This is a genomic window from Flavobacterium ginsenosidimutans (assembly GCF_003254625.1).
GTDB lineage: Bacteria > Bacteroidota > Bacteroidia > Flavobacteriales > Flavobacteriaceae > Flavobacterium > Flavobacterium ginsenosidimutans.
Genome location: NZ_QJRJ01000082.1, coordinates 544,066 through 568,242 on the forward strand (window position 1 = coordinate 544,066; position 24,177 = coordinate 568,242).

At 32.0% G+C, this 24,177-nt stretch carries 23 protein-coding genes; 13 read left to right on the forward strand and 10 right to left on the reverse strand.

The annotated features are described in order from the left end of the window. Nucleotides 1-36 precede the first annotated feature (36 nt). On the forward strand, nt 37-411 hold the full coding sequence (locus DM444_RS22920) for a DUF779 domain-containing protein (RefSeq protein ID WP_111290947.1): 375 nt from the start codon (nt 37-39) through the stop codon (nt 409-411). A 106-nt stretch (nt 412-517) separates the two neighbouring features. Here the strand turns inward: DM444_RS22920 and DM444_RS22925 are convergent, their stop codons facing one another. From DM444_RS22925 to DM444_RS22945, 5 genes are all read right to left on the reverse strand, one after another. Continuing rightward, entirely contained in the window at nt 518-1,441 is a 924-nt protein-coding gene (locus tag DM444_RS22925; RefSeq protein WP_111290949.1) for an AraC family transcriptional regulator, read from the reverse strand. Between the two features lie 72 nt (nt 1,442-1,513). Continuing rightward, nucleotides 1,514-2,377, reverse strand: a complete 864-nt coding sequence (locus DM444_RS22930; protein ID WP_111290951.1) for a bestrophin family protein — start codon at nt 2,375-2,377, stop codon at nt 1,514-1,516. A gap of 220 nt (nt 2,378-2,597) precedes the next feature. Then, a complete protein-coding gene (locus DM444_RS22935; RefSeq protein ID WP_111290953.1) occupies nt 2,598-3,908 on the reverse strand; it encodes a TolC family protein in 1,311 nt (436 codons plus the stop codon). Between the two features lie 39 nt (nt 3,909-3,947). Continuing rightward, complete coding sequence (locus DM444_RS22940) at nt 3,948-7,046, reverse strand: efflux RND transporter permease subunit (protein WP_111290955.1); 3,099 nt, start codon at nt 7,044-7,046, stop codon at nt 3,948-3,950. Between the two features lie 84 nt (nt 7,047-7,130). Then, nucleotides 7,131-8,189 (reverse strand): efflux RND transporter periplasmic adaptor subunit, encoded by a 1,059-nt coding sequence (locus tag DM444_RS22945; RefSeq protein ID WP_111290957.1) that lies wholly within the window; start codon nt 8,187-8,189, stop codon nt 7,131-7,133. A 489-nt stretch (nt 8,190-8,678) separates the two neighbouring features. Here DM444_RS22945 and DM444_RS22950 point away from each other — a divergent pair, with 489 nt between their 5' ends. The 3 genes from DM444_RS22950 to DM444_RS22960 all read left to right on the forward strand — a co-directional run bounded on the left by DM444_RS22950 (nt 8,679) and on the right by DM444_RS22960 (nt 10,876). Further along, complete coding sequence (locus DM444_RS22950) at nt 8,679-9,278, forward strand: DUF6436 domain-containing protein (RefSeq protein WP_111290959.1); 600 nt, start codon at nt 8,679-8,681, stop codon at nt 9,276-9,278. 31 nt (nt 9,279-9,309) lie between these two features. Next, nucleotides 9,310-10,164: a hypothetical protein gene (locus DM444_RS22955; RefSeq protein WP_111290961.1), complete on the forward strand. Its 855-nt coding sequence runs from the start codon at nt 9,310-9,312 to the stop codon at nt 10,162-10,164. A 109-nt stretch (nt 10,165-10,273) separates the two neighbouring features. Next, nucleotides 10,274-10,876 (forward strand): PAS domain-containing protein, encoded by a 603-nt coding sequence (locus DM444_RS22960; protein ID WP_111290963.1) that lies wholly within the window; start codon nt 10,274-10,276, stop codon nt 10,874-10,876. A 133-nt stretch (nt 10,877-11,009) separates the two neighbouring features. Here DM444_RS22960 and recG read toward each other — a convergent pair whose 3' ends face one another. After that, on the reverse strand, nt 11,010-13,118 hold the full coding sequence (gene recG / locus DM444_RS22965; protein WP_111290965.1) for an ATP-dependent DNA helicase RecG: 2,109 nt from the start codon (nt 13,116-13,118) through the stop codon (nt 11,010-11,012). Nucleotides 13,119-13,351: 233 nt separating this feature from the next. Between recG and DM444_RS22970 the strand changes: the two genes are divergently transcribed. From DM444_RS22970 to DM444_RS22985, 4 genes are all read left to right on the forward strand, one after another. Beyond that, nucleotides 13,352-13,777, forward strand: coding sequence for a hypothetical protein (locus DM444_RS22970; protein ID WP_111290967.1), 426 nt, complete (start codon nt 13,352-13,354; stop codon nt 13,775-13,777). 140 nt (nt 13,778-13,917) lie between these two features. Next, entirely contained in the window at nt 13,918-15,690 is a 1,773-nt protein-coding gene (locus DM444_RS22975; protein ID WP_239455779.1) for a hypothetical protein, read from the forward strand. 30 nt (nt 15,691-15,720) lie between these two features. Further along, nucleotides 15,721-16,260: a DUF1697 domain-containing protein gene (locus DM444_RS22980; protein ID WP_111290969.1), complete on the forward strand. Its 540-nt coding sequence runs from the start codon at nt 15,721-15,723 to the stop codon at nt 16,258-16,260. Continuing rightward, nucleotides 16,260-16,655, forward strand: coding sequence for a DUF4348 domain-containing protein (locus tag DM444_RS22985; protein ID WP_111290971.1), 396 nt, complete (start codon nt 16,260-16,262; stop codon nt 16,653-16,655). Before DM444_RS22980 ends, DM444_RS22985 begins: the two co-directional genes overlap by 1 nt. Before the next feature lie 2 nt (nt 16,656-16,657). On the opposite strand, the gene DM444_RS22990 is transcribed toward DM444_RS22985, so the two are convergent. Genes DM444_RS22990 through DM444_RS23000 form a run of 3 tightly spaced genes read right to left on the reverse strand, consistent with a single transcriptional unit; the run spans nt 16,658 to nt 18,287 of the window. After that, nucleotides 16,658-17,161, reverse strand: a complete 504-nt coding sequence (locus DM444_RS22990; protein ID WP_111290973.1) for a hypothetical protein — start codon at nt 17,159-17,161, stop codon at nt 16,658-16,660. A 1-nt stretch (nt 17,162) separates the two neighbouring features. Further along, entirely contained in the window at nt 17,163-17,543 is a 381-nt protein-coding gene (locus DM444_RS22995; RefSeq protein WP_111290975.1) for a hypothetical protein, read from the reverse strand. Further along, nucleotides 17,544-18,287, reverse strand: a complete 744-nt coding sequence (locus tag DM444_RS23000; protein ID WP_111290977.1) for a Dph6-related ATP pyrophosphatase — start codon at nt 18,285-18,287, stop codon at nt 17,544-17,546. Nucleotides 18,288-18,372: 85 nt separating this feature from the next. On the opposite strand from DM444_RS23000, the gene DM444_RS23005 reads away from it, so the two are divergent. From DM444_RS23005 to DM444_RS23020, 4 genes are all read left to right on the forward strand, one after another. Then, nucleotides 18,373-19,059, forward strand: a complete 687-nt coding sequence (locus DM444_RS23005) for a transposase (RefSeq protein ID WP_111290979.1) — start codon at nt 18,373-18,375, stop codon at nt 19,057-19,059. 8 nt (nt 19,060-19,067) lie between these two features. Beyond that, entirely contained in the window at nt 19,068-21,128 is a 2,061-nt protein-coding gene (locus DM444_RS23010) for a M1 family metallopeptidase (protein WP_111290981.1), read from the forward strand. 119 nt (nt 21,129-21,247) lie between these two features. Beyond that, nucleotides 21,248-22,156: a patatin-like phospholipase family protein gene (locus DM444_RS23015; protein ID WP_111290983.1), complete on the forward strand. Its 909-nt coding sequence runs from the start codon at nt 21,248-21,250 to the stop codon at nt 22,154-22,156. Nucleotides 22,157-22,177: 21 nt separating this feature from the next. Next, complete coding sequence (locus DM444_RS23020) at nt 22,178-22,612, forward strand: hypothetical protein (RefSeq protein WP_111290985.1); 435 nt, start codon at nt 22,178-22,180, stop codon at nt 22,610-22,612. A 15-nt stretch (nt 22,613-22,627) separates the two neighbouring features. Here DM444_RS23020 and DM444_RS23025 read toward each other — a convergent pair whose 3' ends face one another. Continuing rightward, nucleotides 22,628-23,152, reverse strand: a complete 525-nt coding sequence (locus tag DM444_RS23025) for a DUF7935 family protein (protein WP_111290987.1) — start codon at nt 23,150-23,152, stop codon at nt 22,628-22,630. Nucleotides 23,153-23,276: 124 nt separating this feature from the next. Between DM444_RS23025 and DM444_RS23030 the strand changes: the two genes are divergently transcribed. Then, nucleotides 23,277-24,044: a sulfite exporter TauE/SafE family protein gene (locus DM444_RS23030; protein ID WP_111290989.1), complete on the forward strand. Its 768-nt coding sequence runs from the start codon at nt 23,277-23,279 to the stop codon at nt 24,042-24,044. Nucleotides 24,045-24,177 lie beyond the last annotated feature (133 nt).

Genomic DNA, 24,177 nt, shown 5'->3' on the forward strand with positions numbered 1-24,177 from the left:
AGAGTTTACTGCTTTTCAAGTTTTAATTTTTAAGTTATGATTAAACGAATTGATGCCACAGAAAAAGCAGTTGAACTGATTAAAGTTCTAAAAGAAAAACACGGTGATTTGATGTTTTATCAAGCAGGAGGATGCTGTGAAGGCACACAGCCACAATGTTTTGAAAAAGGAGGCTATTATCAGCGAACTGGAGATGTTTGTATTGGTAGCGTTGAAGATGTTGAGTTTTGGGTAGACAAAGATTTATTTGAATACTGGAAACATGCGCATTTTACTTTGACCGTAATTGATGCATTTGGAGTAGGAGGTTTTTCGTTAGAAACTCCTTTAAAGAAAACATTTCAAATCGAATATCGAATTTTTACTCCCGAAGAAGAGCAGAATTTGGAGCCGGTGACTAGGATTGAGTAATTTTTTTAGTCTCAGTCGCAGTCTCAGTCGCAGTTTTCAGTTTATTTGCAGTTTTTAAAAACTTAGAATCTTAGCGTCTCAGTCCCGAAGCTTCGGGATAGCAACTTTAAGATACATACAATAACTGGTATTGTTTCGGTGTAATTCCTTCGTGTTTTTTAAATAATCTGATGAAATAATTTGCATCTTCAAAACCAGATAAATAACAAACTTCGTTGATTTGAAGTGTTGGATTTCTCAATAAATTTTTAGCACATTTTATTTTTTCATTCAAAATATATTCGATTGGACTCATTCCGAGTTCGCGCTTAAAGAAGCGGTAGAAAGATGTTGTACTCATACACGCTTTTTCGCTAAGCGATTTTAAGCTCATATTTTCCTTTAAATTTTGTTTGATGTATTCTGTAACTTCTTTTATTGGATTATTGGCGTCTAGAAATTTCCCTTCGTCAATCGATTTTACTGTTTGCGTCTGAATAATTCTTATCAGTAATTCTTTTAAAGTTAAATCGGCAAAAATATCTTTGGCAACTGAAGTGCTCATGCATTCTTTAATGAGTTTATTAATCGTTGCGGCCATTTCGACATTATTGTAAAAGAAATAATTCTGATAGTTTAACTGCCAGTACATATTATGTCCTTCTTTCGGATATTGTTCGTTTAAGAAATTTAAAATCTCAGCGATTTTAGCCTGATCTATTGCTAGAGCTAAACATTGTGTCGGATTATTTTTGGAAGCTTCAGGAAAATCAATTTTCATTTCAACATTCGAAGGGACAATTACCGTTTCACCTGGAAGATAAACGAATTCTGGGTCATCAAAAAGATGCATGATTTTTTTGCCACGAAGCATACTGGTCACCACCAAATCATTAAATTTTAACGGAACTTTTTGCGTTGATTCGTAAGTTTCAAAGAGATTTAATTCACAATGACTAAGATTGTAAATAGTTCTATTTTCAACAAGCGTCTTTAATGATTTTTCTTGTGATAATTGAAGTGGATTGACTAAAAATCGTTGGCTATTCATTAAATCTAAATTTTTGGTGAAGACTTTAAATTTAAGGAAAATAAGAATATAAACCGCAGATTTAACGTTTAATTATATCAATTCTTCAACGTGTTTTTTGATGTTTTCTGAGATTTTTTTGGTCGGAAGATCATTTTCGTCATTTCCAAACGGATCTTCAATTTCTTCCGCGATAAGCTCTAAACTTGCCAATACATAAAATATAAAAACAACAACTGGAGCAACCAAATACCCTAAACTTACAGAGTATCCAAAAGGAAGTGTCATAGTGTAAAAGAAAATGAATTTCTTGATAAAAGCGCTATAAGAGTAGGGAATAGGCGTGTTTTTGATACGTTCGCAAGCACCACAGATATCTGTAAAAGCAACTAATTCGTCATTTAAAGTAATTAACTGCTCTCCGGATATTTTTCCAGCATCATATAAATCATTGATTTTATGATACATAATTTTTTTTAACTGATTAGGTTTATGCTTATGGTGATCAATTTCTAAATCTACATCTTCAAAAAGCTGTTTGCTCGTGTCTTCATCTTTAAGATGCTGATGAAGTATATCTGCATACATTGGAATATATTTTCTAAAAAACTTTCTGTCGTTTTCATCTTTTAAAATTGCCGAAAGTTTTATCGCTAAATTACGGCTGTTATTTACAAGTCCGCCCCAAAGTTTACGGCCTTCCCACCATCTGTCATAAGCTGTATTTGTTCTAAAAACAAGTAAAAGAGAGATCACAAAACCAAGCATTCCGTGCATAATTGGAATGTTATGGATATAATCGTTTTTTGTAACTTTAAAATAATGAAGTTCAAAATAACATACAATTGCAGAATAGATTCCAATAGCAATCATAATTGTGATCAGTTTTCGAACTGTATCAGATTTATGAAAATGAAAAATAAAAGTAAACCAATCTTTGGTGTTATATGAAATCATTTATGTTTGTTTTGAGACAAAATTAAATTAAAAAAATAATCTGTTGGAAGTAAATTATAAAAATATTTTAAATACATAGAATCATAATTCTGTTAACGTTTAAAGGCGTTTCACTTACATAAATACATATAGCTATGTTTTTTAAAGTAAGTGAAACGCCTTTTTTTTAAAGCTCGAAGACTATGTCTCTATGTGTTGAAATTATTTACTGGCGAGTAAATTAAAAATTGATATTTCCAGCTAATTCTTTTAAGGCGATTTCAGATAATTTTGCTTCATATTGTGCATTGCTGTAACGCACTTTTGCATTCACATAATTAAGCTGAGCAGTTCTAAAATCTAGCGTTGTGATGGTTCCAATTTTAAATTTATCTAATGTGATTTCTAAGTTCTGTCTCGCAATAGCCTCATTATCTTCTTCTAAATCAATTAATTCAAGATTAGTTAAATACGTTTGAAAAGCGGTGCTTAACTGTGTATTTAAAATCGTGCTTTGCTGTTCTATTGCAATCTGCGAATTTTCAATCTGTAATTTGGCTACTTTTTCATTGCGATGCTGATTAAAGCCATCAAATATGTTCATAGAAGCATTAAAACCATAATTCAAACCTCTTGAAGAAGTTTCACTGGTAAAACCTAAACTAGACTGGCTTTCAGAAAAATTATATCCTGAAGTTAATCTTAAAGTAGGATATCGATCTGCTTTTACCTGTTTAAGCTGTAATTCGGCTATACGTTTATTGATGATTTGCGTTTCTAAACCTGGATTTTGTTTTTGCGCTAAATCCATCAAATCTGCCAAAACCAGTTTATTGTCTACTTTTACTTCGTCTGTAACCTTGAAATCAATTTTTGGGTCACGAGCTAAGTATTGGTTCAATAAAATTTTGCCATTAGCATAAGATTCTTTTTGTCGCAACAAAGCAACTTGATCTGAATTTAAATCAACCTGTGCGTTTAAAACCTCTAATTTTGAAGCCTTTCCGATACTGAATCGATTTTTAGCTAAAGTTAAACGCTGGTTAGAAATTACGATTGTAGTGTCCAAAGCTGCAAGTTGTTGCTGCTGTAAAACTAAATCATAATAAGCAGAATTTACCTGAGCTATTTTAAGCAAAATAGTTCTTTTAAGTTCTGCATCGCCTAGTTTTTGAAGCTCTTTTAACTGATCAAGTTTAGCAAACATTTTCATGCCGTCAAATACTGTCCATCCTAAGCTAACACCATAGTTTAAACTGTTGTTTTTTGCGTTATCCAACGAAGTCGATGTTCCATCTTGTCTAACTTGTGTAGAGTTTGTAATGCTGTTGCTGTCGGTAATATTTGCCGTTGCTGTCGGCAGCATTCCTGCATTTCCAATTGTAACGTTTGTTTCGTTTATTTTGGAGTTATTTTTTGCAATTTTAATTTCAAAATTATTCTCCAAAGCTATCGTCATAGCTTGCTCAATAGTAAGAACTTCCTGTGCCTTGGTCTGAAAAATGCAGCAAAGCAGAATTAGTACTGTACAATATATTTTTTTGATATTCATATCTTTTTTCTTTAACCAAAAAACATCATTTTTTGATTTCTATTTAATGCTTTCTTTTTCGTATTCGTCAATGTGGTCAAATTCTGGATAATGTTTTCTAGCTCGAGACCACATTAAATAAATTGCAGGAATAACAAAAAGTGTCAAAGCCAATGAAAAAATAGTTCCTCCCACAATTACAACTCCCATACCAATTCTACTAGTTGATGCAGCTCCAAGTGACATTGCAATTGGAAGCGCTCCTAATGCAATAGCTAAACTCGTCATTAAAATTGGACGTAAACGTGCTTCTGAAGCTTCTAAAATAGCTTCTAATTTAGGTTTTCCTTGTTCGCGCAATTGATTGGCAAATTCGACAATCAAAATACCATTTTTGGTAACCAGACCAATCAGCATTACAGTACCAATTTGGCTAAAGATATTCCAAGTTTGATTGAATAGCCATAGCGAGAATAAAGCTCCCGCAACCGCCATTGGAACTGTTAAGATGATAATAAACGGGTCGATAAAACTTTCAAATTGAGCTGCAAGAATTAAGAAAATTAACAATAAAGCTAATCCAAAAGCGAAAGAAGTATTAGAGCTACTTTCTACGAAATCTCGAGACTCACCAGCTAAATCAGTAGTAAAACTTTCGTCTAAGACTTTTGCTTTAATTCTGTCCATTTCCTGAATACCGTCGCCCATACTTTTTCCGGGAGCTAAACCAGCAGCAACTGTAGCAGACATATATCTATTATTGTGATACAACTGCGGTGGGTTACTTTGTTCGTATACATTAACCACGTTATCCATTTGAATCAGTTCGCCATTTTTGTTTTTTACAAACATTGAAGTCAAATCCAAAGGTTTAGATCTGTCTTTTTGGTCAAATTGCCCAATTACTTGATATTGTTTTCCGTTTTTAATAAAATATCCAAAACGCTGACCACTTAAAGAAAGTTGTAAAGTTTGTGCGATATCCAAAATAGAAATTCCTAAACTTTCTGCTTTTGCACGATCAATAGTTACGTTAATTTCAGGCTTGTTAAATTTTAAATTTACATCTGTTGTAGAAAACACATCGCTTTTTCCAACTTCAGCCATAAACAACGGAATCTTTTCTCTTAATTTATCAAAATTTGGAGCTTGAATAATGTATTGAATTGGCAAACCTCCACGTCTGTTTACAGCAATTGTTGGCTGTTGCGTAACTGAGGTTTTTGCATTTGGATATTGTTTAGTCCATTTCGTTAATTTGTCGGCAATGTCTTTTTGAGATTTCTCTCTTTCGTCGACATCTTTTAAAGTCAAACGAACCAATCCACTGTTTACTGAATTTGAGCTAAATCCTGGAGATGTAATCACTAAAGCTACTTTTTTCTCTGGAATAGAGTCATCAATCAGTTTAGAAATTTCTTGCATAAAACGATCTGTGTATTCATACGAAGAACCCTCAGGAGTTGTCATACGCATGGTTACAGAACTTCTATCGTCATAAGGAGCTGTTTCTTTTGGAAGAATTGTAAAAAACAGATAAATCAATCCGAAACAAACAATCAAAATTGGAAAACTAATCCATTTTCTGCCCATAAATTTTGTTAATGCTTCGGCATAACTGCTATTCATTTTCTCGAAAAATGGTTCTGTTTTAATATAGAATTTAGATTTTTTCTGTTCTCCACCTTTCATCAAATAAGCATTCAACATTGGAGTTAAAGTCAGAGACACAAAAGCAGAAATTAATACAGCGGAACCAATTACGACACCAAATTCCCTAAATAATCTTCCAACGAATCCTTCTAAGAAAATTACAGGCAAAAATACCGCTGCCAAAGTAACTGAAATTGAAATTACAGCGTAGAAAATCTCATTTGAACCTTTAATTGCAGCCTCAATTGGCGACATTCCTTCTTCAACTTTTTTGAATATATTTTCGGTAACTACAATTCCGTCGTCTACAACCAAACCTGTTGCCAACACAATTGCAAGTAGGGTTAACACGTTAATTGAAAATCCAAACATCCACATAATAAAGAATGTAGCAATCAAAGAAACCGGAATATCGATTAAAGGTCTAAATGCAATTGCCCAGTCTCTAAAGAATAAATAAATAATAATGATTACCAATATGATCGAAATTCCTAAAGTCTCAGCAACCTCAAGTACTGATTTCTTTACGAAAATGGTATTGTCAAGCGCGATATTCAGTTTAATATCTTTCGGAAGATCTTTCTTTAAAGCTTCGTATTTTTTATAAAATTCTTTTGAAATATCTAAATAATTCGCTCCAGGCATTGGTACAATCGCCAAACCAATTAAAGGAAGTTCAGATTGGCTTAATTTAGTTTCTAAATTTTCTGGACCTAATTCTGCACCTCCAATATCACTTAAACGAATAATTTTATCACCATCTGTACGAATGATAATATTGTTGAATTCTTCTGGTTTAGAAAGGTTTCCAACTGTTTTTACTGTTAATTCAGTGCTGTTTCCAGTTAGTTTTCCTGACGGCAATTCAACGTTTTGTGCATTTAATGCCGTACGAACTTCTGCAACGGTACAGCCGTAAGCAGCTAATTTTACAGGATCAATCCATAAACGCATTGCGTAACGTTTTTGTCCCCAAATTTGAACGGCACTAACTCCTGGAATTGTTTCCAATCTTTGCGAAATAACGTTTTCAGCATAATCACTTAATTCTAAGGAACTTCTGGTGTCACTTTGAACCGTCATCGAAATAATAGCTTCGCTATCGGCATCTGCTTTTGATACAACTGGCGGAGCATCAATATCTTGTGGTAAACTTCTAATCGCTTGTGAAACTTTGTCACGAACATCATTAGCGGCTTCTTCTAAATCTTTATCAAGATTAAACTCGATGGTGATATTACTGCTTCCTTGGTTACTTGAAGAAGTAATATTTCGAATTCCATCGATCGCGTTTACTGCTTTTTCAAGAGGTTCTGTAATTTGTGACTCAATAATATCAGAATTGGCACCTGTATAATTGGTACGAATGGAAACCTGCGCAGGGTCAATCGAAGGAAACTCTCGAACACCCAAAAAAGTATAACCAATAAAACCGAAAAGTATAATTAACAAATTCAGTACGATGGTTAAAACAGGCCTTTTTATACTTGTAGTTGATAAACTCATGTGAGATTTTAGATTTTAGAATTCGGATTTTAGATTTAGCGAGATTTAGCTTTTAACTCATAACCCAAAACTCATAACTCTTAATTATTTTACTTTTACTTTAATTGGCGATTCATTCTTTAATGACATAACACCACTTGTAATCAAAGTGTCTCCCGCTTTTAATCCTGATAAAATCAAAATTGAAGAATCAGTTCTTGTTGTAGCATCGACCATTACTTCTTTTGCTTTTCCGTGATCGGCAACAAATACTTTTTTACCGTCTTGCACAGGAACAATAGCTTGAGAAGGCACAACGATAGCATCTTTAATAATATTTAAAGGCAATTTGATGTCGGCAAAAGTTCCAGGGAAAAGCTTACCGTCTGTGTTATCAGCAATCGCACGAATTTGAAGCGTACGAGTCGCAACAGCAACTTCTGGCTCTATTGCATAAATCTTAGCATTATAAGTTTTGTCTGAACCAGAAACAGTAAAATCTATAGTAGATCCATTTTTTACTTGAGAAGCGTATTTTTCTGGAATCGAGAATGTAATTTTTAATTTACCTGTATTAACCAATTTTGCTACTAAAACTGTTGGTGTAATATAAGTTCCAGGAGAAATAGAACGTAATCCGATTTTTCCTGAAAAAGGAGCACGTACAGATGTTTTAGAAATTTGTGCTCTAATTAATTGGCTCTGCGCTTGAGCCGAAGCATGATCTGCTCTTGCAACATCAGCTTCTTCTTGGCTAATAGCTTCTTTTTGAAGTAATAGTTTTGCTCTTCTTTCGTTTTCTGCTGCCAAACCTTCTTTAGTTACAGCTTGTCTTAATTGAGCTCTTAATTCAATATCGTTAACTTTAAAAAGCACTTGCCCTTTTGTAACATAACTTCCTTCATTAAAAAATATTCCCTCTACAATTCCAGAAACCTCACTATGTATTTCTACTTGTTCATTTGCTTCAATAGAACCAGTAAGAGACAAATTATTGTCAAAAGTGGCTGTCTTTATTACAGTTCCATTAACAGTTGTTGGAGAATCTTTGTCATTAAATTTTTTAGAGTCTTCGTTTTTACCTTTATTAGATATTATTCTGTAGGTGATAAAACCTCCAATTGTTATAATTAAAAGAGTGTAAATGAGGTGTTTTACTTTCATAAAAATGAGGTGAATATAGATTTTAGTTTTGTGTTTTTAGTAACCTTACAAATTTAACTTTTTGTTGTGAAATCGGAAGCTGTTAGCTTTTATTTAACATTTGTATGTACAAAGGTTTGCAGTTAGACTAAAAAGAGATCAAAAGGTTTAATAAAAGATTAAATTTTTTTAATGAGGAATAAAAACTTAAACCTAATAAACAAAAAGGCTAGAAGATATTTTACAATTATCTGAAGTTAGACCAGTTCTTAATTTGAATATTTTTAATGCATTTTGTCTGATTTTTTTTGCAGTTTATCGATTTTATTTGTAACATTGATACGTTAAACAAAATGATTGATTTATGCGATAATACAATCTTTATTCGAAAGTATTATTGTTAAAATATGCGAATAGGAGTAGTTTTTTAGTTTTTTAAAGAATATAAGGAAATAATTATATTAACAAGTGTTTATTTTTTGTTGTTTAAAACTATTAAAAAAATGATCTATGAAGAAAAAATTACTTCTAAGCTTATGGTTTACATTTTTACTTCTTGCAATTGGTTATTTATTTTGGCAGAACGAGTTTAAATACAGTCTTCCAACACCAATTCCAAAAAATTATCATGCCATTGCAATGGGCTCCAAAGTCGAATTAGGACCATGCTGTGCATTTGATAATAAACCAGTTTTTATACATTTTTTTAATCCAGATTGTCCCTGTTCACGATTCAATGTTCCGCATGTAAGTGGATTGATAAAAAAATATGGTGACAGAGTCAATTTTAAAATTGTGGTTTTAAACAAACAAAAGAATTTTACTATTGAAGAAATTCAACAAAAGTTCGATGCCAAAATCCCTGTATATTTTGATGAATCTATAGCTAAGAAATGTGGTGTTTTCTCTACGCCTCAAGCAGTTTTGCTAGATCCATTGCATAATTTGTATTATCGAGGCAATTACAATAAAACGAGATATTGCACCGATGAAAAAAGTAATTATGCTCAAATGGCTATCGATTCTTTACTCAGCAGAAAAAACAATCCTTCTTTTACTGCTTTAGCCCTCAAGGCATACGGATGTTCATTACCAAAATGTACTAAATAACTATTTCCAAAAACCTAAATCTTAACAAACCATGAAAACAAAAGCTAGTTTAAACGAGCAAGATTATTTGCACAGTTTTATGTCTACAATGACACAAAAATCGGATACGATTATTAATTATGTTCTTGCAGTTTATTTCCTTCTCGGGATTGGATTGTCCTTTAAGTATGACACTTTCGAAATTGGCGTAGGTGTTGGGACATTGAATCTTTTAGCTTATTATTCGGCTAAATTTTTCATGAAAAACTCTAAATTTTACCAATACGTTTTGTCGGTTGTTTTAGCCATTTTTATGGCGCAGTATATTTATCAAATGCATGGAATGTTCGAAATGCATTTTACAGTATTCATTGCAAGTACAATCTTGATTATTTATCAAAATTGGAGGCTTCAAATTCCGCTGACTTTATTGGTAGTTCTTCATCATGCAGGGTTAGCATATCTTCAAAACTACATCTACAATGATGCAACTGGACTTCAGGTTTATTTTTCTCAAGTAAATTTTGATCTTGAAACTTTAATAATTCATACAGTTTTGGCTGCCGTAGTATTCCTTATGAATGGTTATTGGGCTTATTATTTTAAAGAGCATAGCGAAAACCATATCTCTAAAATTTCTGATGAATATGAATTAGAAAACATGAAATTAGCTTCTGCAAAATATAGCTCGATGTCTGCTACAAAAGACTATAATGACTTTATTCATAGAACAACTTTAGACTTAAAACTTCCTGTAAATTCAGTTTTAAAACTTATTGATGTTTCAAAAGGGCACACCGATAATGATAAATTGCTTACTTATCTGGAAATGATGAGGGAAAGTGCCAAGAAAATCGACGATTTAGTTAATGATATTCATGTTAAATCAACAAACAATAGAAACTAACAACGAAATCCCGGTGAAAATCGGGATTAGTTTTCAAAAAAAGAGATAAATTTTAGACCTGTTTTATTTTTTCATAATTGAACTGTAGTTTAATTTAAATGTAAAATTTATGGATGCCAAACTAAACCGCCCAACACCTTCTGATAGAGAAGTAGATTGGAATAAAAATAAAGTACTGCTTAGTAAAACTGATAAAAAAGGAACCATTTTATATGCCAATGAAGATTTTATAGATGTTTCTGGTTATGACGAATTTGAACTTGTTGGACAGCCTCATAACATTGTGAGACATCCAGATATGCCAAAAGTTATTTTTAAATTTTTATGGGACAGCATTAAGTCAAGTGAAAATATTCACGTGATTATAAAAAACATGGCTAAAACTGGCCGTTATTACTGGGTTGTAACCGATTTTAAAATTGTAGCAGATACAGATGGCGAAATCGTGGGCTTTTTTGGAACGCGAAAATCTGTTCCAAATGATATTATTGTCAAATTTATTGAGCCTCTGTATAAGAAACTTTTACAAATAGAGGAAACCAGCGGAATGCATGCTTCTGAAGAATATTTAGTTGGTTTTCTTGAAGAGAGAAAGAAAACATACATGGAATACATCGATCATCTGATTGCTACAGGAAAGGATGATAAAAATAAGGTAAGCAAAGGCTTATTTAACGGACTTTTTGAAAAGAAAAAAGACCTGAAAAAATAATTTCCATATACTTCATTGTGTCTATAAAATTATTCAAACTTTAAATTTGGCCCCCAACAAATCTAAATCACCAGAATCTATTAGAATGCAATGAAGTATATGTTTTTTTTTGAAGTTTGAAGCCTTAGCATCTTTAACTAATATAATTCCAAATGTTTTTCTTTTTGGTCAATTCGATGAAAATCGCCCTTAATATAGCATGTTCAGGCTTTTGAAGTGCAGAATCTTCTTTTAAAATTTTCATAGCGTAATTTCTAGCCAAAGAAAGAATTTCCCTGTCTTTTACAATATCTGCAATTTGAAGATTTAGAACACCACTTTGCTGTGTTCCCATTAAATCACCTGGACCGCGAAGCTTAAGGTCAACTTCAGCAATTTCAAAACCATCATTGGTTTGAACCATGGTTTCCATTCTAGTTTTACTGTCAGAACTCAATTTATGTCCTGTCATTAGGATACAATAGCTTTGTTCAGCGCCACGCCCCACACGCCCGCGCAGCTGATGCAATTGCGAAAGCCCAAATCGTTCCGCACTTTCGATGATCATTACACTGGCGTTTGGTACGTTTACACCAACTTCAATTACTGTTGTAGCCACCATTATATTGGTTTTTCCTTCAGAGAAACGCTTCATTTCAGCATCTTTATCAGCTGGTTTCATTTTTCCGTGAAGAATCGAAATAGAATATTGAGGAAGAGGGAAATCACGAGAAATACTTTCATAACCATCCATTAAATCCTTATAATCCATTTTTTCCGATTCCTGAATTAGCGGATAAACAATATAAATCTGTCTTCCTTTTGCAATTTCATCACGAAGAAACTTCCAGACTTTCAAACGATTAGTGTCATATCGATGTACAGTTTGAATTGGTTTTCTTCCTGGAGGTAATTCGTCAATAACAGAAATATCTAGATCACCGTACAAACTCATTGCCAACGTTCTCGGAATAGGAGTGGCGGTCATTACTAAAACGTGTGGCGGAATATCATTTTTCTTCCACAATTTAGATCTTTGCTCCACGCCAAAACGATGCTGTTCATCAATTACAGAAAGTCCTAAATTCTGGAATTTTACTTTATCTTCTAATAACGCATGAGTTCCAATTAAAATTTTAAGCTCTCCGTTTTCTAATTCTTCATGAATAATCTTTCTTTCAGAAGTTTTAGTAGAACCCGTTAATATTCGTATATTGATATTTAAGGTTTTAGCAAATTCAGACAAACCAAGAAAATGCTGATTTGCCAAAATTTCTGTTGGCGCCATCAAACAAGCCTGAAAACCATTGTCTATCGCCAAAAGCATACTCATAAAAGCAACAATCGTTTTTCCAGAACCCACATCACCTTGAAGCAAGCGATTCATTTGGGCATTACTTCCCATATCAGTTCTGATTTCTTTGATCACTCTTTTTTGAGCATTCGTTAAATCAAAAGGAAGATGATTTTTATAAAATTCATTAAAAAGTTCGCCCACTTTGTCAAATGGATGTCCTTTTATTTTGTGTTTTCGAATGAGATTTTTTGTAATTAATTGCAACTGAATAAAGAACAATTCTTCAAATTTCAGTCGGAATTGCGCTTTCGCTAAAATTTCAGCACTTTTCGGAAAATGGATATTGAATAATGCGGCACGTTTTGGAATCAGCTTTAATTCTTCAATTAAAAAAGGAGGAAAAGTTTCTGTAAACAATGCCTGTGTTTCCAGAAAAAGCTGTTCCATTAATTTATTTATCGTTCGATTCGAAATTCCTTTATTAGCCAAAGCTTCTGTCGAAGGATAAACGGGTTGCATAGCCGAACGTAAGCTTCTTTCATGTTCGCTTAACAACTCAATTTCGGGATGCGCCATACTAAATTGGCTTCCGTAAAGAGAACATTTTCCAAAAATTACTAAAGGCTCATTTAGTTTTAAACTTTCACGAATCCATTTATGTCCTTGAAACCAGTTTAAATCAATTTGCCCTGTTTCATCAACAAAACTAGCTACAAGACGCTTTTTGTTTTTAGCAAATTCAACTGTTTTAATATTGATAATTTTACCAATAATCTGAACTTCAGAACCTGTATTCTGCAATTCGTTAATCTTATAATAACGCGTTCTGTCAATATATCGATTCGGAAAAAGATTAACTAAATCTCCATATTTATGAATACCCAATTCCTTACGAAGAAGCTGGCCGCGACTCGGACCAACACCTTTTAAGTATTCAATTGGAGTTTCTAGAAGATTATTAGACATTTAAATTATTGTAGATTTCTGATTTTAGATTTTAGATTTGAAAAATTGGAATTTGAAATTTAAAATTTTGGAATTTTATCAAAAAGCGAAGATAGATTTTAATTAGGAAATTTGAAAATGAATTATAGTTTTCAAGTCTTTGAATATTAATTTATCGTTAAATTGAAATTGCAGACGCAACTATTTTAAGAAAGGAAAGTCTTATAAATAGATAACCTTCTTAAACTTAAAAAATGAAAAAAATTGGACTTTTAATTGTGTTGTTTATTTCTCTTGTTTCTTGTTCTGATAACGACGACAAACCATCTGCAAGTTACATTGGACAATGGACGTTAACAAGAATGGGTAGCGGCAATCCCGCAGCAAATTCGATTGATGTTTTATTATGGGAGGAATCGTATACTTTTAATTCCAATAATACATTCTCTAAAACAAGAAAGAAAGACGGAAAAACTACAACTATTTCAGGGACTTATTCTGTAGTAAAAACGACAGATCAAACACAGTTTGAATTAAATTATAGTGCAGAGAGTGATATAATTGCATCTTGCACTTCAAATATAAAAGAAAATTTATACATCATTAATAGTATTGGAAGTTTGTACGGAACTTGGAGTATATGCGACGGCCCAATGCTAGTGTATGAGAAAAAGGAATAATTTTTTGAATGCTTACTAATTCAATTTTTTTTAAAGCTCCGTTTTTTGACGGAGTTTTTTATTTTTATCGTCAGTATAATTTTAATAAAAAAAGATAATTGCTAGATTTGTTTTAGCATTTAAATTATAAGCCTCAAATTATGATTAAAGAAGAAAAAGTTCCTTTTGAAACAATCGTGTTCTCAGGTATTACATTTAAAGTAATCAACCGACACGAAGCTCACAATATTATTGGAGATCTTACCGATTTCAATAATCAGAAAATCTACAATGTTTTTGAAAATACTTGGCGTTTTCCTGATTACGAGGAAAATCCCATATTTTTATTAGCAGAAGAAGATGTAGAAATGGATTTGTTTGAGATGGATTTCAGTACAGAAGAACATCCTAATATTTTCATTTTAGGATTTATTTTTAAAGGAAATCTAACGGTTGCAAAACTTATCAGTTCTTACGATACGGATAATTCTCCTGCCTTAATTGTTTTAGGAAAAACAACAACAGTCAATATTAATTTGTTCGGAAGTGTTCATTATTTAGGTGGAGGATTGCAATGCGATACACTTGCTGGAGAATACAATCATGGCGAACTTTTTGTAAAAGGAGACCTTACAGCTTGGCTGATTTATACTGATGATATGCTATTTCATTTTGAGCGTTTCACAGATGTTCAGGCAATTATAAGCGCTAGCAGACCTGATGTTTTAATTTGTAGTAATGTTCAAGATACCGACGGATCTGTTATAACTGTAGAAAATTATTTGCCTTCGACTCATAAATTGTCTGATATTGTAGATGATGCTTTTTTAGAACTTTCAAGTTACGGCAATGAAATCTTAGGTAATAATTATTTAGATATTTTTAAAGAAGGACTTTCAATTTTAGATTACGATAAAAAAGAGAAATATTCGTATGCAGATTTCCGTAATCAGTTTATTAATATGGTTGAAGTTTTGTCTGAGAATGAGGAATTGAAAGAAAATGGAAAAATCGTTAGACATATTTCTGGAACGACTTATTTGTTTATTCCTTTTGATTATGAAGGAAAGAAATACAGCCAGATTTCTGAAGAAATTTCGAATGGTTTTAGTATCAGAATGCGTGCTTTATGGTGTCATGAAGATGAAGAAATTATGCTTATTTTGGAATATCTTGATGAAGAAGGAAATCCAAAATACCAATGGATAAATGATGAAAATGCTCCAGGAATTGAGCTTTTCTGCGTAAAAAATGCTGCAATAGCAACTTTTGAAATGTTGACAGCCGGAGTTGTTGAAGAAGAGGAAGAAGATGCAGAAACAGAATATTCAGATTATGATAGCAGTTTTTCTTTAGAAGAATTTGCTATTCAATTTGGCAATTATAAACTACCAGAAGATTTAGTGAAATTATACGAATTTGAGCAGGAATATGGTGTTGAAACCTATTCAGAATGTTTTGGACTTACGATTAACGACGATAAAACCGGAATAAAAACTTGGTCTGAAGAAGAAGAATTTTACAATAGTTTTATCGAATTTGCAGGCGCAAATGGTTCTGGAAGTTCGTATGCATATTGGCTTATTGATAAAGATTTGAATAATTGCCCGATTGTTGTTTTTGGTGACGAAGGAGGAGTTCATGTTGTGGCAGAAAACACTCGTAAACTGATTCAGCTCCTGACTTTAGACACTGAAATTTCTGTTGACTTTGATTATGCTTATTTTTATAAAGATGAAGAATATTACGAAGAAAGCGAAAACAAAGAAGAATTTCAGGAATGGGCTAAAGAACAGTTTGGTTTTAATGCAATAGAATCTAATGAAGAAGCAGATGAAATTGTAGAACAAGCAAAAAGAAAGTACAAGCAAAAGTTCAATGATTTTTTAGTGAAATTTGATATTGAAATCAGTGAGGAAGATGATGATGAATAGTTTTTTATCTTTGAATTTAAATTAGAAAAAATGAAAACACATTTAGCGCTTTTACGCGGAATCAACGTTTCTGGGCATAATTTAATGAAAATGGAAGCTTTGAAAGCAATGCTGGAGAATCTTGGTTTTCAAAATGTTCGAACGTATTTGCAATCTGGAAATGTCTTTGTAGATAGTGAAGAAGAAGCTTCAAAAATTGGTTTTATCATGAAACAGGAAATTTTTAAAGTTTTTGGACACGAAGTTCCTATTGTTATGATTACCAAAGAGAACTTGGAATCTTGTTTTGCCAATAATTCGTTTTTAAAAGAAAAAGATATTGATACGAAAAGACTATATGTTGCATTCGTTTCAATGGCTTTAAAAAAGGAAAACATAAACGATTTGAAGATCAGTCAGTTTAAACCAGATGAAGCGAGTATTGATGAAAATAGAATTTTTATAAAATATGCCGTTGGCGCTGGAAAAACCCGTTTTGATCAAAAATATATTGAGAAAAAATTAAATGTAACAGCAACGATTCGCAACTGGAACACCGTTACTAATTTGCTTAAAATGTATTCTGAATAATGAAAAAATACTTTTTTATAGTTTTTGTAATGAGCTTAAATGCTATTATTTACGCTCAAAATACAAAATCAGCTTCTGAAGATTTTAATGCTTTTTTTAAGAAGTTTAATGCTGACCAGAAATTTCAAACTAGCAGAGTAGTTTTTCCATTAAAATATAAAATGAACAATGACGATTTTGAATTAACGGATTATACCATGACAAAAGAAAAGTATAAAGCCCTTAATTTGAATAATAAAGCAGATGAAAAATATTTAAAAAGAACAATTTCTGTAAAGAAAAACAAAGCCATTCTCCAACAGCGCGGACTTGATAATGGAATTTATGTCGATTATATTTTCGAACTAAAAGAGAATAAATGGTTTCTAAAAACTTGGGTTGACGAATCTACTTAAGATTAATCGCGAAGCCATTTTTGCATAGCTGGAAAAGGAGATTTATTTTCTTTTTCGGCTTTTTCATTTCCAAGGCACAATCCCATCCATTCCAGAAGAGGCAATCCCATATAATTTTCGGATTCGAAATTTGAAATAAACCACTCAGAACTATCTCTGTATCCATTTGGATGAAAAACAAACTCAGCAGGAAATTCTAAATGATGCAATGCAGCGTATGACCATAAAATTGCGGCAATTTCGTCACCTTGAGTTGGCCAATCTTTAGAAATTTCTGCCGTACCAACTAATTTTCTTTCTGCAGGAACTGTTACAGCAAGATGCCCTGCTTCATGTAAAATATCGCCAGGATATAATAATTTATTATAATCGATATAAATGCAATCAGGCCCTAATTCTAAACCAGGTAAAAAGGTTTCTCCAAGCTCTTTTTCAATAACTTCAATACCAATTTCTTTCAAAAATAAAACTACTTTTTTTACTTCATCTTTTTCTTTTAAAGCCATATTAGTTAGTTTTTAAAATATTTTTTTTGATGTAAATAGTGTCTGCATTATGTATAGCCCCTTTCTTCAATCCACCTCCAAAAGGTTGTATATATTGTATATTCTGAGATTCATAGCCTTCTTTTTTAACAGTCTCATTTACTGCTAAAGTTGGCGCTTCAAAACCAAAAAATGTAAATTGCCTATACCGTTTTTCATCTAAAGAAAAATAACCATTAGATTGACTTAAAGTTTCACCAACTTTACAGTTTTCAATTGGCTTTTTCGTTTCGGCATCATAAATATAACCGGTAATTTGAGGCCTTTTACATCTATTAACCAAACAACTCTGCAAAGAGAAGCAAACAAGAATTAGAAATATAAATTTATAAAAAAACTTCATTTATTTTTTAATTAAATCACAATACCAAAATCCAAAATCAAAAGCAGTTTCATCATTTGTATCGCAAGCTGTGTTTGACGAATCTTTCTTTTCTGGTTTTTCATATTTTCGATAGACAATTTCGCCAATTTCAAAATCAATTGGTTTTGAGAATATTGGGCCGTCGAAAGTAAAGGTATGAAATTCACCATTTTCACCGCAAACATCCACGTTTTCAGGTAAATCATTTATAAAATCCTGATCGATAATTCTGCCAACAAAACTTTTGTCTAAATATTTTTCATTTACACAAACCACAATTGTTTTGAATCCCAATGAAATAATCTCCTGAATTAAATCTTGAGTTGGGATTTTCCAAATCGGAAAAACGCCTTTTAAGCCAATTTTTGCTAGTTGATTTTCACGATATTGGCGCAAATCTTCAAGAAAAATATCTCCAAAAATAGAATGCGTTATTCCATTTCCCTTTAATTCCGTTAAAACTTCCGTCATCACTTTTTCATAAACGTCCATAGTTGGCATTTCAGGAACTTCTAGAATCTTTAAAGGAATTCCGATGCTTTGCGCTTGCTCACGTAATAATTCAACACGAATTCCGTGCATCGAAATGCGCTGATATTGCTGATTTACGCTTGTCAGTAGACATTCTATTTGAAAATCATTATTTTGAAGTGTTTTGTATAAGGCAAGTGCAGAATCTTTTCCGCTGCTCCAGTTAAATAAGGCTTTTTGAGGTGTAGACACGATTTGGCGGTTTTATATTGTAAACTTACAAATTTCATTCTATTTGTAAAGGAAACCTTTGTAACTTTGGATTTTTACATGCCAAATGACATTATTATTTAAAGATAGATTCAAAATAAATTCTCACCGACTGCAAAACTGGGATTATTCTAGTGAAGCAGTTTATTTTATTACTATAGTTACAAAAGATAGAAAATGTATTTTTGGTGCTATCGAAGAAGAAAAAATGATTTTAAATGAAAATGGAAGGATTATTGAAAAAGAACTTTTAAAATCAATAAAAATTCGTAAAAATTGGTTTTTTCATAATTGGGTTATTATGCCAAATCATATTCATTTATTAATCGAAATTCAAAATCCAGATGCTGTTGTTGACGTAGAAACCACCACGCATATTGTAGAGACGCACTGCAGTGCGTCTACGTCCAGTATATCCACAACAGAAAACAATATTTCGAACATATCTTTGTTGACATACGGGCGTGAGACGCACTGCAGTGCGCCTCTACAAAACCAATCGGATTCAAAAAATGGCTTCGATGAAAATCTAATTCAAAATCAATTATCATCTAAACTTTCTCGCAAATCAAATTCGATTTCATCATTTGTGGCCATTTTTAAATCAATAACTACTAAACAAATAAACGGTTCAGAATCAATTTGGCAGGCTAATTACCATGATCATATTGTTAGAAATTATAAAAGGTTTGAAAAGATTTACGATTACATTAAAAACAATCCAAGATCTTGGGAAACAGATTCTTTAAAATAAAATTTTCAATGAAATACATTTTTCTATTATTCACCAGTTTTCTTTTTGCGCAGCAAAATCAATATGTCGATTTTAAATCTGTTTCAGGACAATTGTCTTTAAATTCAAAAGAAAAAACAGTTTCAGGTGCTGTCGATTTTCAATTTGAGGTTTTAAAGGATTGTGATACTATTTCGCTTGACGCTAAAAATATGGAATTCTCGAACGTGAAAATCAACGAGAAAGAAATCATTTTCATTAATACAACCAAACAGTTAAAATTGGTTTTTCCATTTAAAAAAGGAGAAAATCATCTAACTTTTAATTATTCAACAAAACCAAAACAAGCGCTGTATTTTGTTGAAATGGAAAATGAAGAAGTACAGATTTGGACACAAGGGCAGGGAAGATACACGAGCAATTGGTTTCCAAGTTTTGACGATGTGAATGAAAAATTGATTTTTAATTTAGAGATTTCTTATGATAAAGATTATCAGGTAGTTTCAAATGGAGTTTTAAAAGAAAAAACAACAAACGGAAATCTAAATCATTGGCAATATCAAATGGAAAAACCAATGAGTTCGTATTTATTAATGCTGGCAATTGGAAAATTTGATAAAAAAGAATTTAAATCCAAAAGCAAAATTCCATTAGAATATTATTATATACCCAAAGATGCAGATCGTTTTGAACCAACTTACCGTTATTCGAAACGCATTTTTGATTTCCTTGAAAAAGAAATTGGCGTAAAATATCCTTGGAAAATTAACAGACAGATTCCAGTAAGAGATTTTTTGTATGCTGGAATGGAAAATACAACTTCAACTCTTTTTGCCACACGATACGTAGTAGATTCAACAGGTTTTTGCGATCGAAATTATACTAATGTAGATGCTCATGAATTGGCGCATCATTGGTTTGGAGATTTGATCACAGCTGAAAGCAGCACACATCACTGGCTTCAAGAAGGATTTGCGACATACTTTGCCTTGCTTGCAGAAAAAGATATTTATGGCGAAGATTATTTCTATTCTAAGTTATACGATACGGCACAGCAGATAAAATTTGCTTCCCGCACAGATACTATTCCAGTTTTGAATGGAAAAGCAAGTTCTCTAACTTTTTATGAAAAAGGTGCGTGGACATTGTTTGTTTTACATGAATCAATTGGAGATAAAGCTTTTAAAAAAGCGATTAAAAGTTATCTGAATAAGTATGCTTATCAAACGGTAAACACCAAGAATTTCTTCAACGAAATTAAAAAAGTATCCGATTTTGATTTGGATAAATTCCAAAAAACTTGGCTAGAATCGACTGCTTTTGATACGCCGACTGCAAATGCTTTATTGAGCAAAAACAAAGCAATCCAAAAACGATTGGAAATCGATAAATTGAAAAAAACGCCTTTAGCTGAAAAAGCAGATGTTTTAAAAAGTACTTTAGAGTCAGATGTTTACCAATCTGTAAAAGAAGCTGTTGTTGATCAGTTGGAAAATGAAAAATACGAAGACAAAAAAGCGCTTTTGCTTTTAGCATTGCAAACTAATAATATAAATGTTCGTCAAAATTTAGCTGGATCGTTAACCAAAATTCCGGAAGATTTTAGAGCAAATTACGAAACACTTTTAGATGACAAATCATATCAGACACAAGAAATTGCACTTTATTGGTTATGGAGAAATTTTCCGAATCAGAGAACTATTTATTTGGATAAATCTAAAAACTGGATTGGTTTTAACGATTATAATCTAAGAACGCTATGGCTTTCTTTGGCTTTATCTACACCAAACTACAGCAATGACCAAGATTCTTTGGTTAATGAATTAATTGCATTTTCATCAACAAAATATAAAGCCACAACAAGACAAAATGCATTAGAAAAACTAATTGCTTTTAAAATTATTAACGATCAGGTTTTGAGTAATTTAGTTGGCGCTACAACGCATCATATGTGGCAATTTTCAAAGTTCGGACGAGATACTATTCGGCTTCTGTTAAAAAATCCCGAAATGCGTGCTTCATTTAATAGAATTTTACCTAATTTGACACCCGATGAGCAATTCCAATTGAATCGCTTGTTGAAAGAGTGATCGATCAAGAAATAAAGAAGTTAGGGAAAAGATTTCAAAAGTTTATGAAGTTTTTATTTTGCTTTTTATCTCTAAAATTTCCCTCTTAAAATCCAAAAACAAAACCTACATTACAATTTATGAGAGCATTGGTTATTTCAGGAGGTGGTAGTAAAGGCGCTTTTGCCGGCGGTGTTGCCCAGTATTTAATAGAAGAAAAAAAACATGAATACGATTTGTTTATAGGAACTTCTACCGGAAGTTTATTGATTCCGCATTTAGCTCTCGGTCATATTAAAAAAATCCATTCAGTTTATACCAATGTTACCATGTCGAGTATTTTTAATATTTGTCCGTTTGTGGTGAAAAATAAGGATGGCGTTGATATTGTGACAATTAATCACTTTAATGTACTGCGCCAGTTTTTTAAAGGGAAACGTACTTTTGGAGAAAGCAAAGGTCTGAAAAAGTATATTCAGAATAATTTTTCTCTTTCAGATTTCAATAAACTCAAAAAACTAAAAACAGATGTTATTGTTACGGTAACCAATTTTACTAAAAATGAATCTGAATATAAGTCAGTTAAGGATTGTAGTTATGAAGAGTTTTGTGAATGGTCTTGGATATCTAGTAACTATGTTCCTTTTATGAGTTTGGTCGAAAAAAACAATTGTGAATATGGTGATGGCGGATTTTCAAGTTTAGTTCCAATACGTGAGGCAATCAATCGCGGTGCTACAGAAATTGATGTTATTATTTTAGAAACAGAGGTTAATACTTCTAAAATGGTTATTGGTAAAAATCCTTTTTCGTTAATGATCGATTTGTTCCGAATCGCTTTAGACCAAGTAGAAAAACATGATATTGCTATAGGAAAACTTATGGCAAACAATAAGAATGTAAAATTAAATTTATATTACACACCAATAAAATTAACAGATAATGCCTTGATTTTTAATAAAGAAGTTATGAAAGAATGGTGGGAGCAAGGATATGAATATGCTCAGAATAAGTCTGAAGTTATGAGCGATAATAAGATATTGATTTGAGATTTTTAAAGTTTAGTTTTTATGATAATCTCTTTTGATCTTGACGACACTTTGATATTAAACAATAAATTTGATTTGGATAAAAGAAACTTGTTTCACAAGATTTTTAGAATTGAGAGACTAAGAAAAGGAACAGTAGTTTTATTCAAAGAATTAAAAAAGAGAAAACACAAAATTTATATTTATACTACTTCTCACAGAAGCATTTCAAAAATAAAATGGATGTTTTATTCATATGGTATTTCTGTGGATTATATTATAAACCAGCAGAAACACCAAAGAAGTTTATTAAATAAAAATATTTATTGCTCAAAATTTCCACCTTCATTTAATATAGATCTTCATGTTGATGATTCAAAAGGAGTTCAAATGGAAGGTGATAAATATGGTTTTAAGGTTATTGTAATTTCTGAAACAGATAAAGATTGGACACAAAAAGTTCTAAAATCAATCTAAAATCTATAAGACTATTTAATACCAAAGTTCTGCAACTTCAGATTTTATAAATCCTAATGCGGCATTACTTGGAGATTGTTTTTCTAATAAATCATTCAAGATAACTTCACGAAGTTTATCTGCATTTTCAACTTTATCGCTCATTGCAGCTTTACGAATCATTTGAATTGTTGCATTTTTTGCAGTTGTAATGATAGTCCAGCATTCTTCAGACATGTAAATTTGCTGTGTTAAGTTGTGCTCAAATTCCTGTTCGATTTGATCAATTACATAGTTTTCGTAATCGTGTTTATTTTGAGAAATTGGAGTAATTCTAATTAACAGTTTTGTCAAATTAATACGCTCCAAAAACAAAGTCATACGCTCGTAAGCTTGTAAACGTATAGGAAGAGATTCTTTATGTGCTTGTTTGTTTAACAAAAACGCACGCTTTTTATCGTTGTTTTTAATGTGCAGTTCAAAAAAACTGTAAGCTACAAATCCAGTAACAATTGCAGGTAAAGTGTAACTGGCTAATTCTATAATTCTTGTAAAATCCATTGGGTTAATTTTTTAGCAAAAATATACTTTTTGATGAGAAATCCACTTTAAATTTATGGTAATAAACAAAAAGGAAGATGTACTTTTGCAACTTGTTTTTTACTTTGATTGAAATATAGTTGCAATGGACACATACATAATATTTTTTCTTTGTTTAGCGGCTTTTGCTGCTGGTTTTATTGATGCAATTGTAGGCGGTGGCGGATTAATTCAAACACCAATGGGACTGATTTTATTGCCAAATCTTCCTGTTTCGACAGTTGTTGGAACTTTGAAAATTCCAGCTTTTAGCGGAACCGCTTTTGCTGCTTTTCAATATCTAAAGAAAGTTATTATTCAATGGAAACTGCTTATTATAATGATGTGTCTAGCAGTTCCTTCTGCTTTTCTGGGTTCAACTATTTTGACAATGGTCAGCAATGATTTTATGAAACCGCTTTTATTGGTGGTTTTGTCTTTATTGTTTGTTTATACTTATGCCAAGAAAAATTTCGGACAGCATGTTGCTAAAGATCATTCGGCTGTAACTCAAATTATCTATGCAGTTGTGATTAGTGTAATAGTTGGGTTTTATGATGGTTTTATTGGTCCAGGAACTGGAAGTTTCTTTGTAGTGGCTTTTATTGCACTTCTAGGTTTTGATTTTCTTCACGCTTCCGCGAATGCTAAAATGGTAAATCTTGCCACAAATTTTGGTTCGATTTGCCTGTTTATGATCAAAGGAAAAATCATTTGGGCAATTGCAGTTCCGATGGCAATAAGCAATGGTCTTGGAGGTTGGCTTGGTGCAAAATTGGCAATTAATAAAGGAAATGGATTTATTAGAATTTTCTTTTTGATTGTAGTTGTCGGCACTTTGATCCGATTTGCTTACGATGTGTTTTTTAAATAAGATTCTAAGTTGCTAAGGTTCTAAGATTCTGAGTTTCTCTCTTTTGTCTAAAGAAAAAGCTTAGAATCTTAGTAGCTTAGCATCTCAAAAAAAATGTTTGAATCTAGCCCCGATTGAGGCGATATCCTCGTAG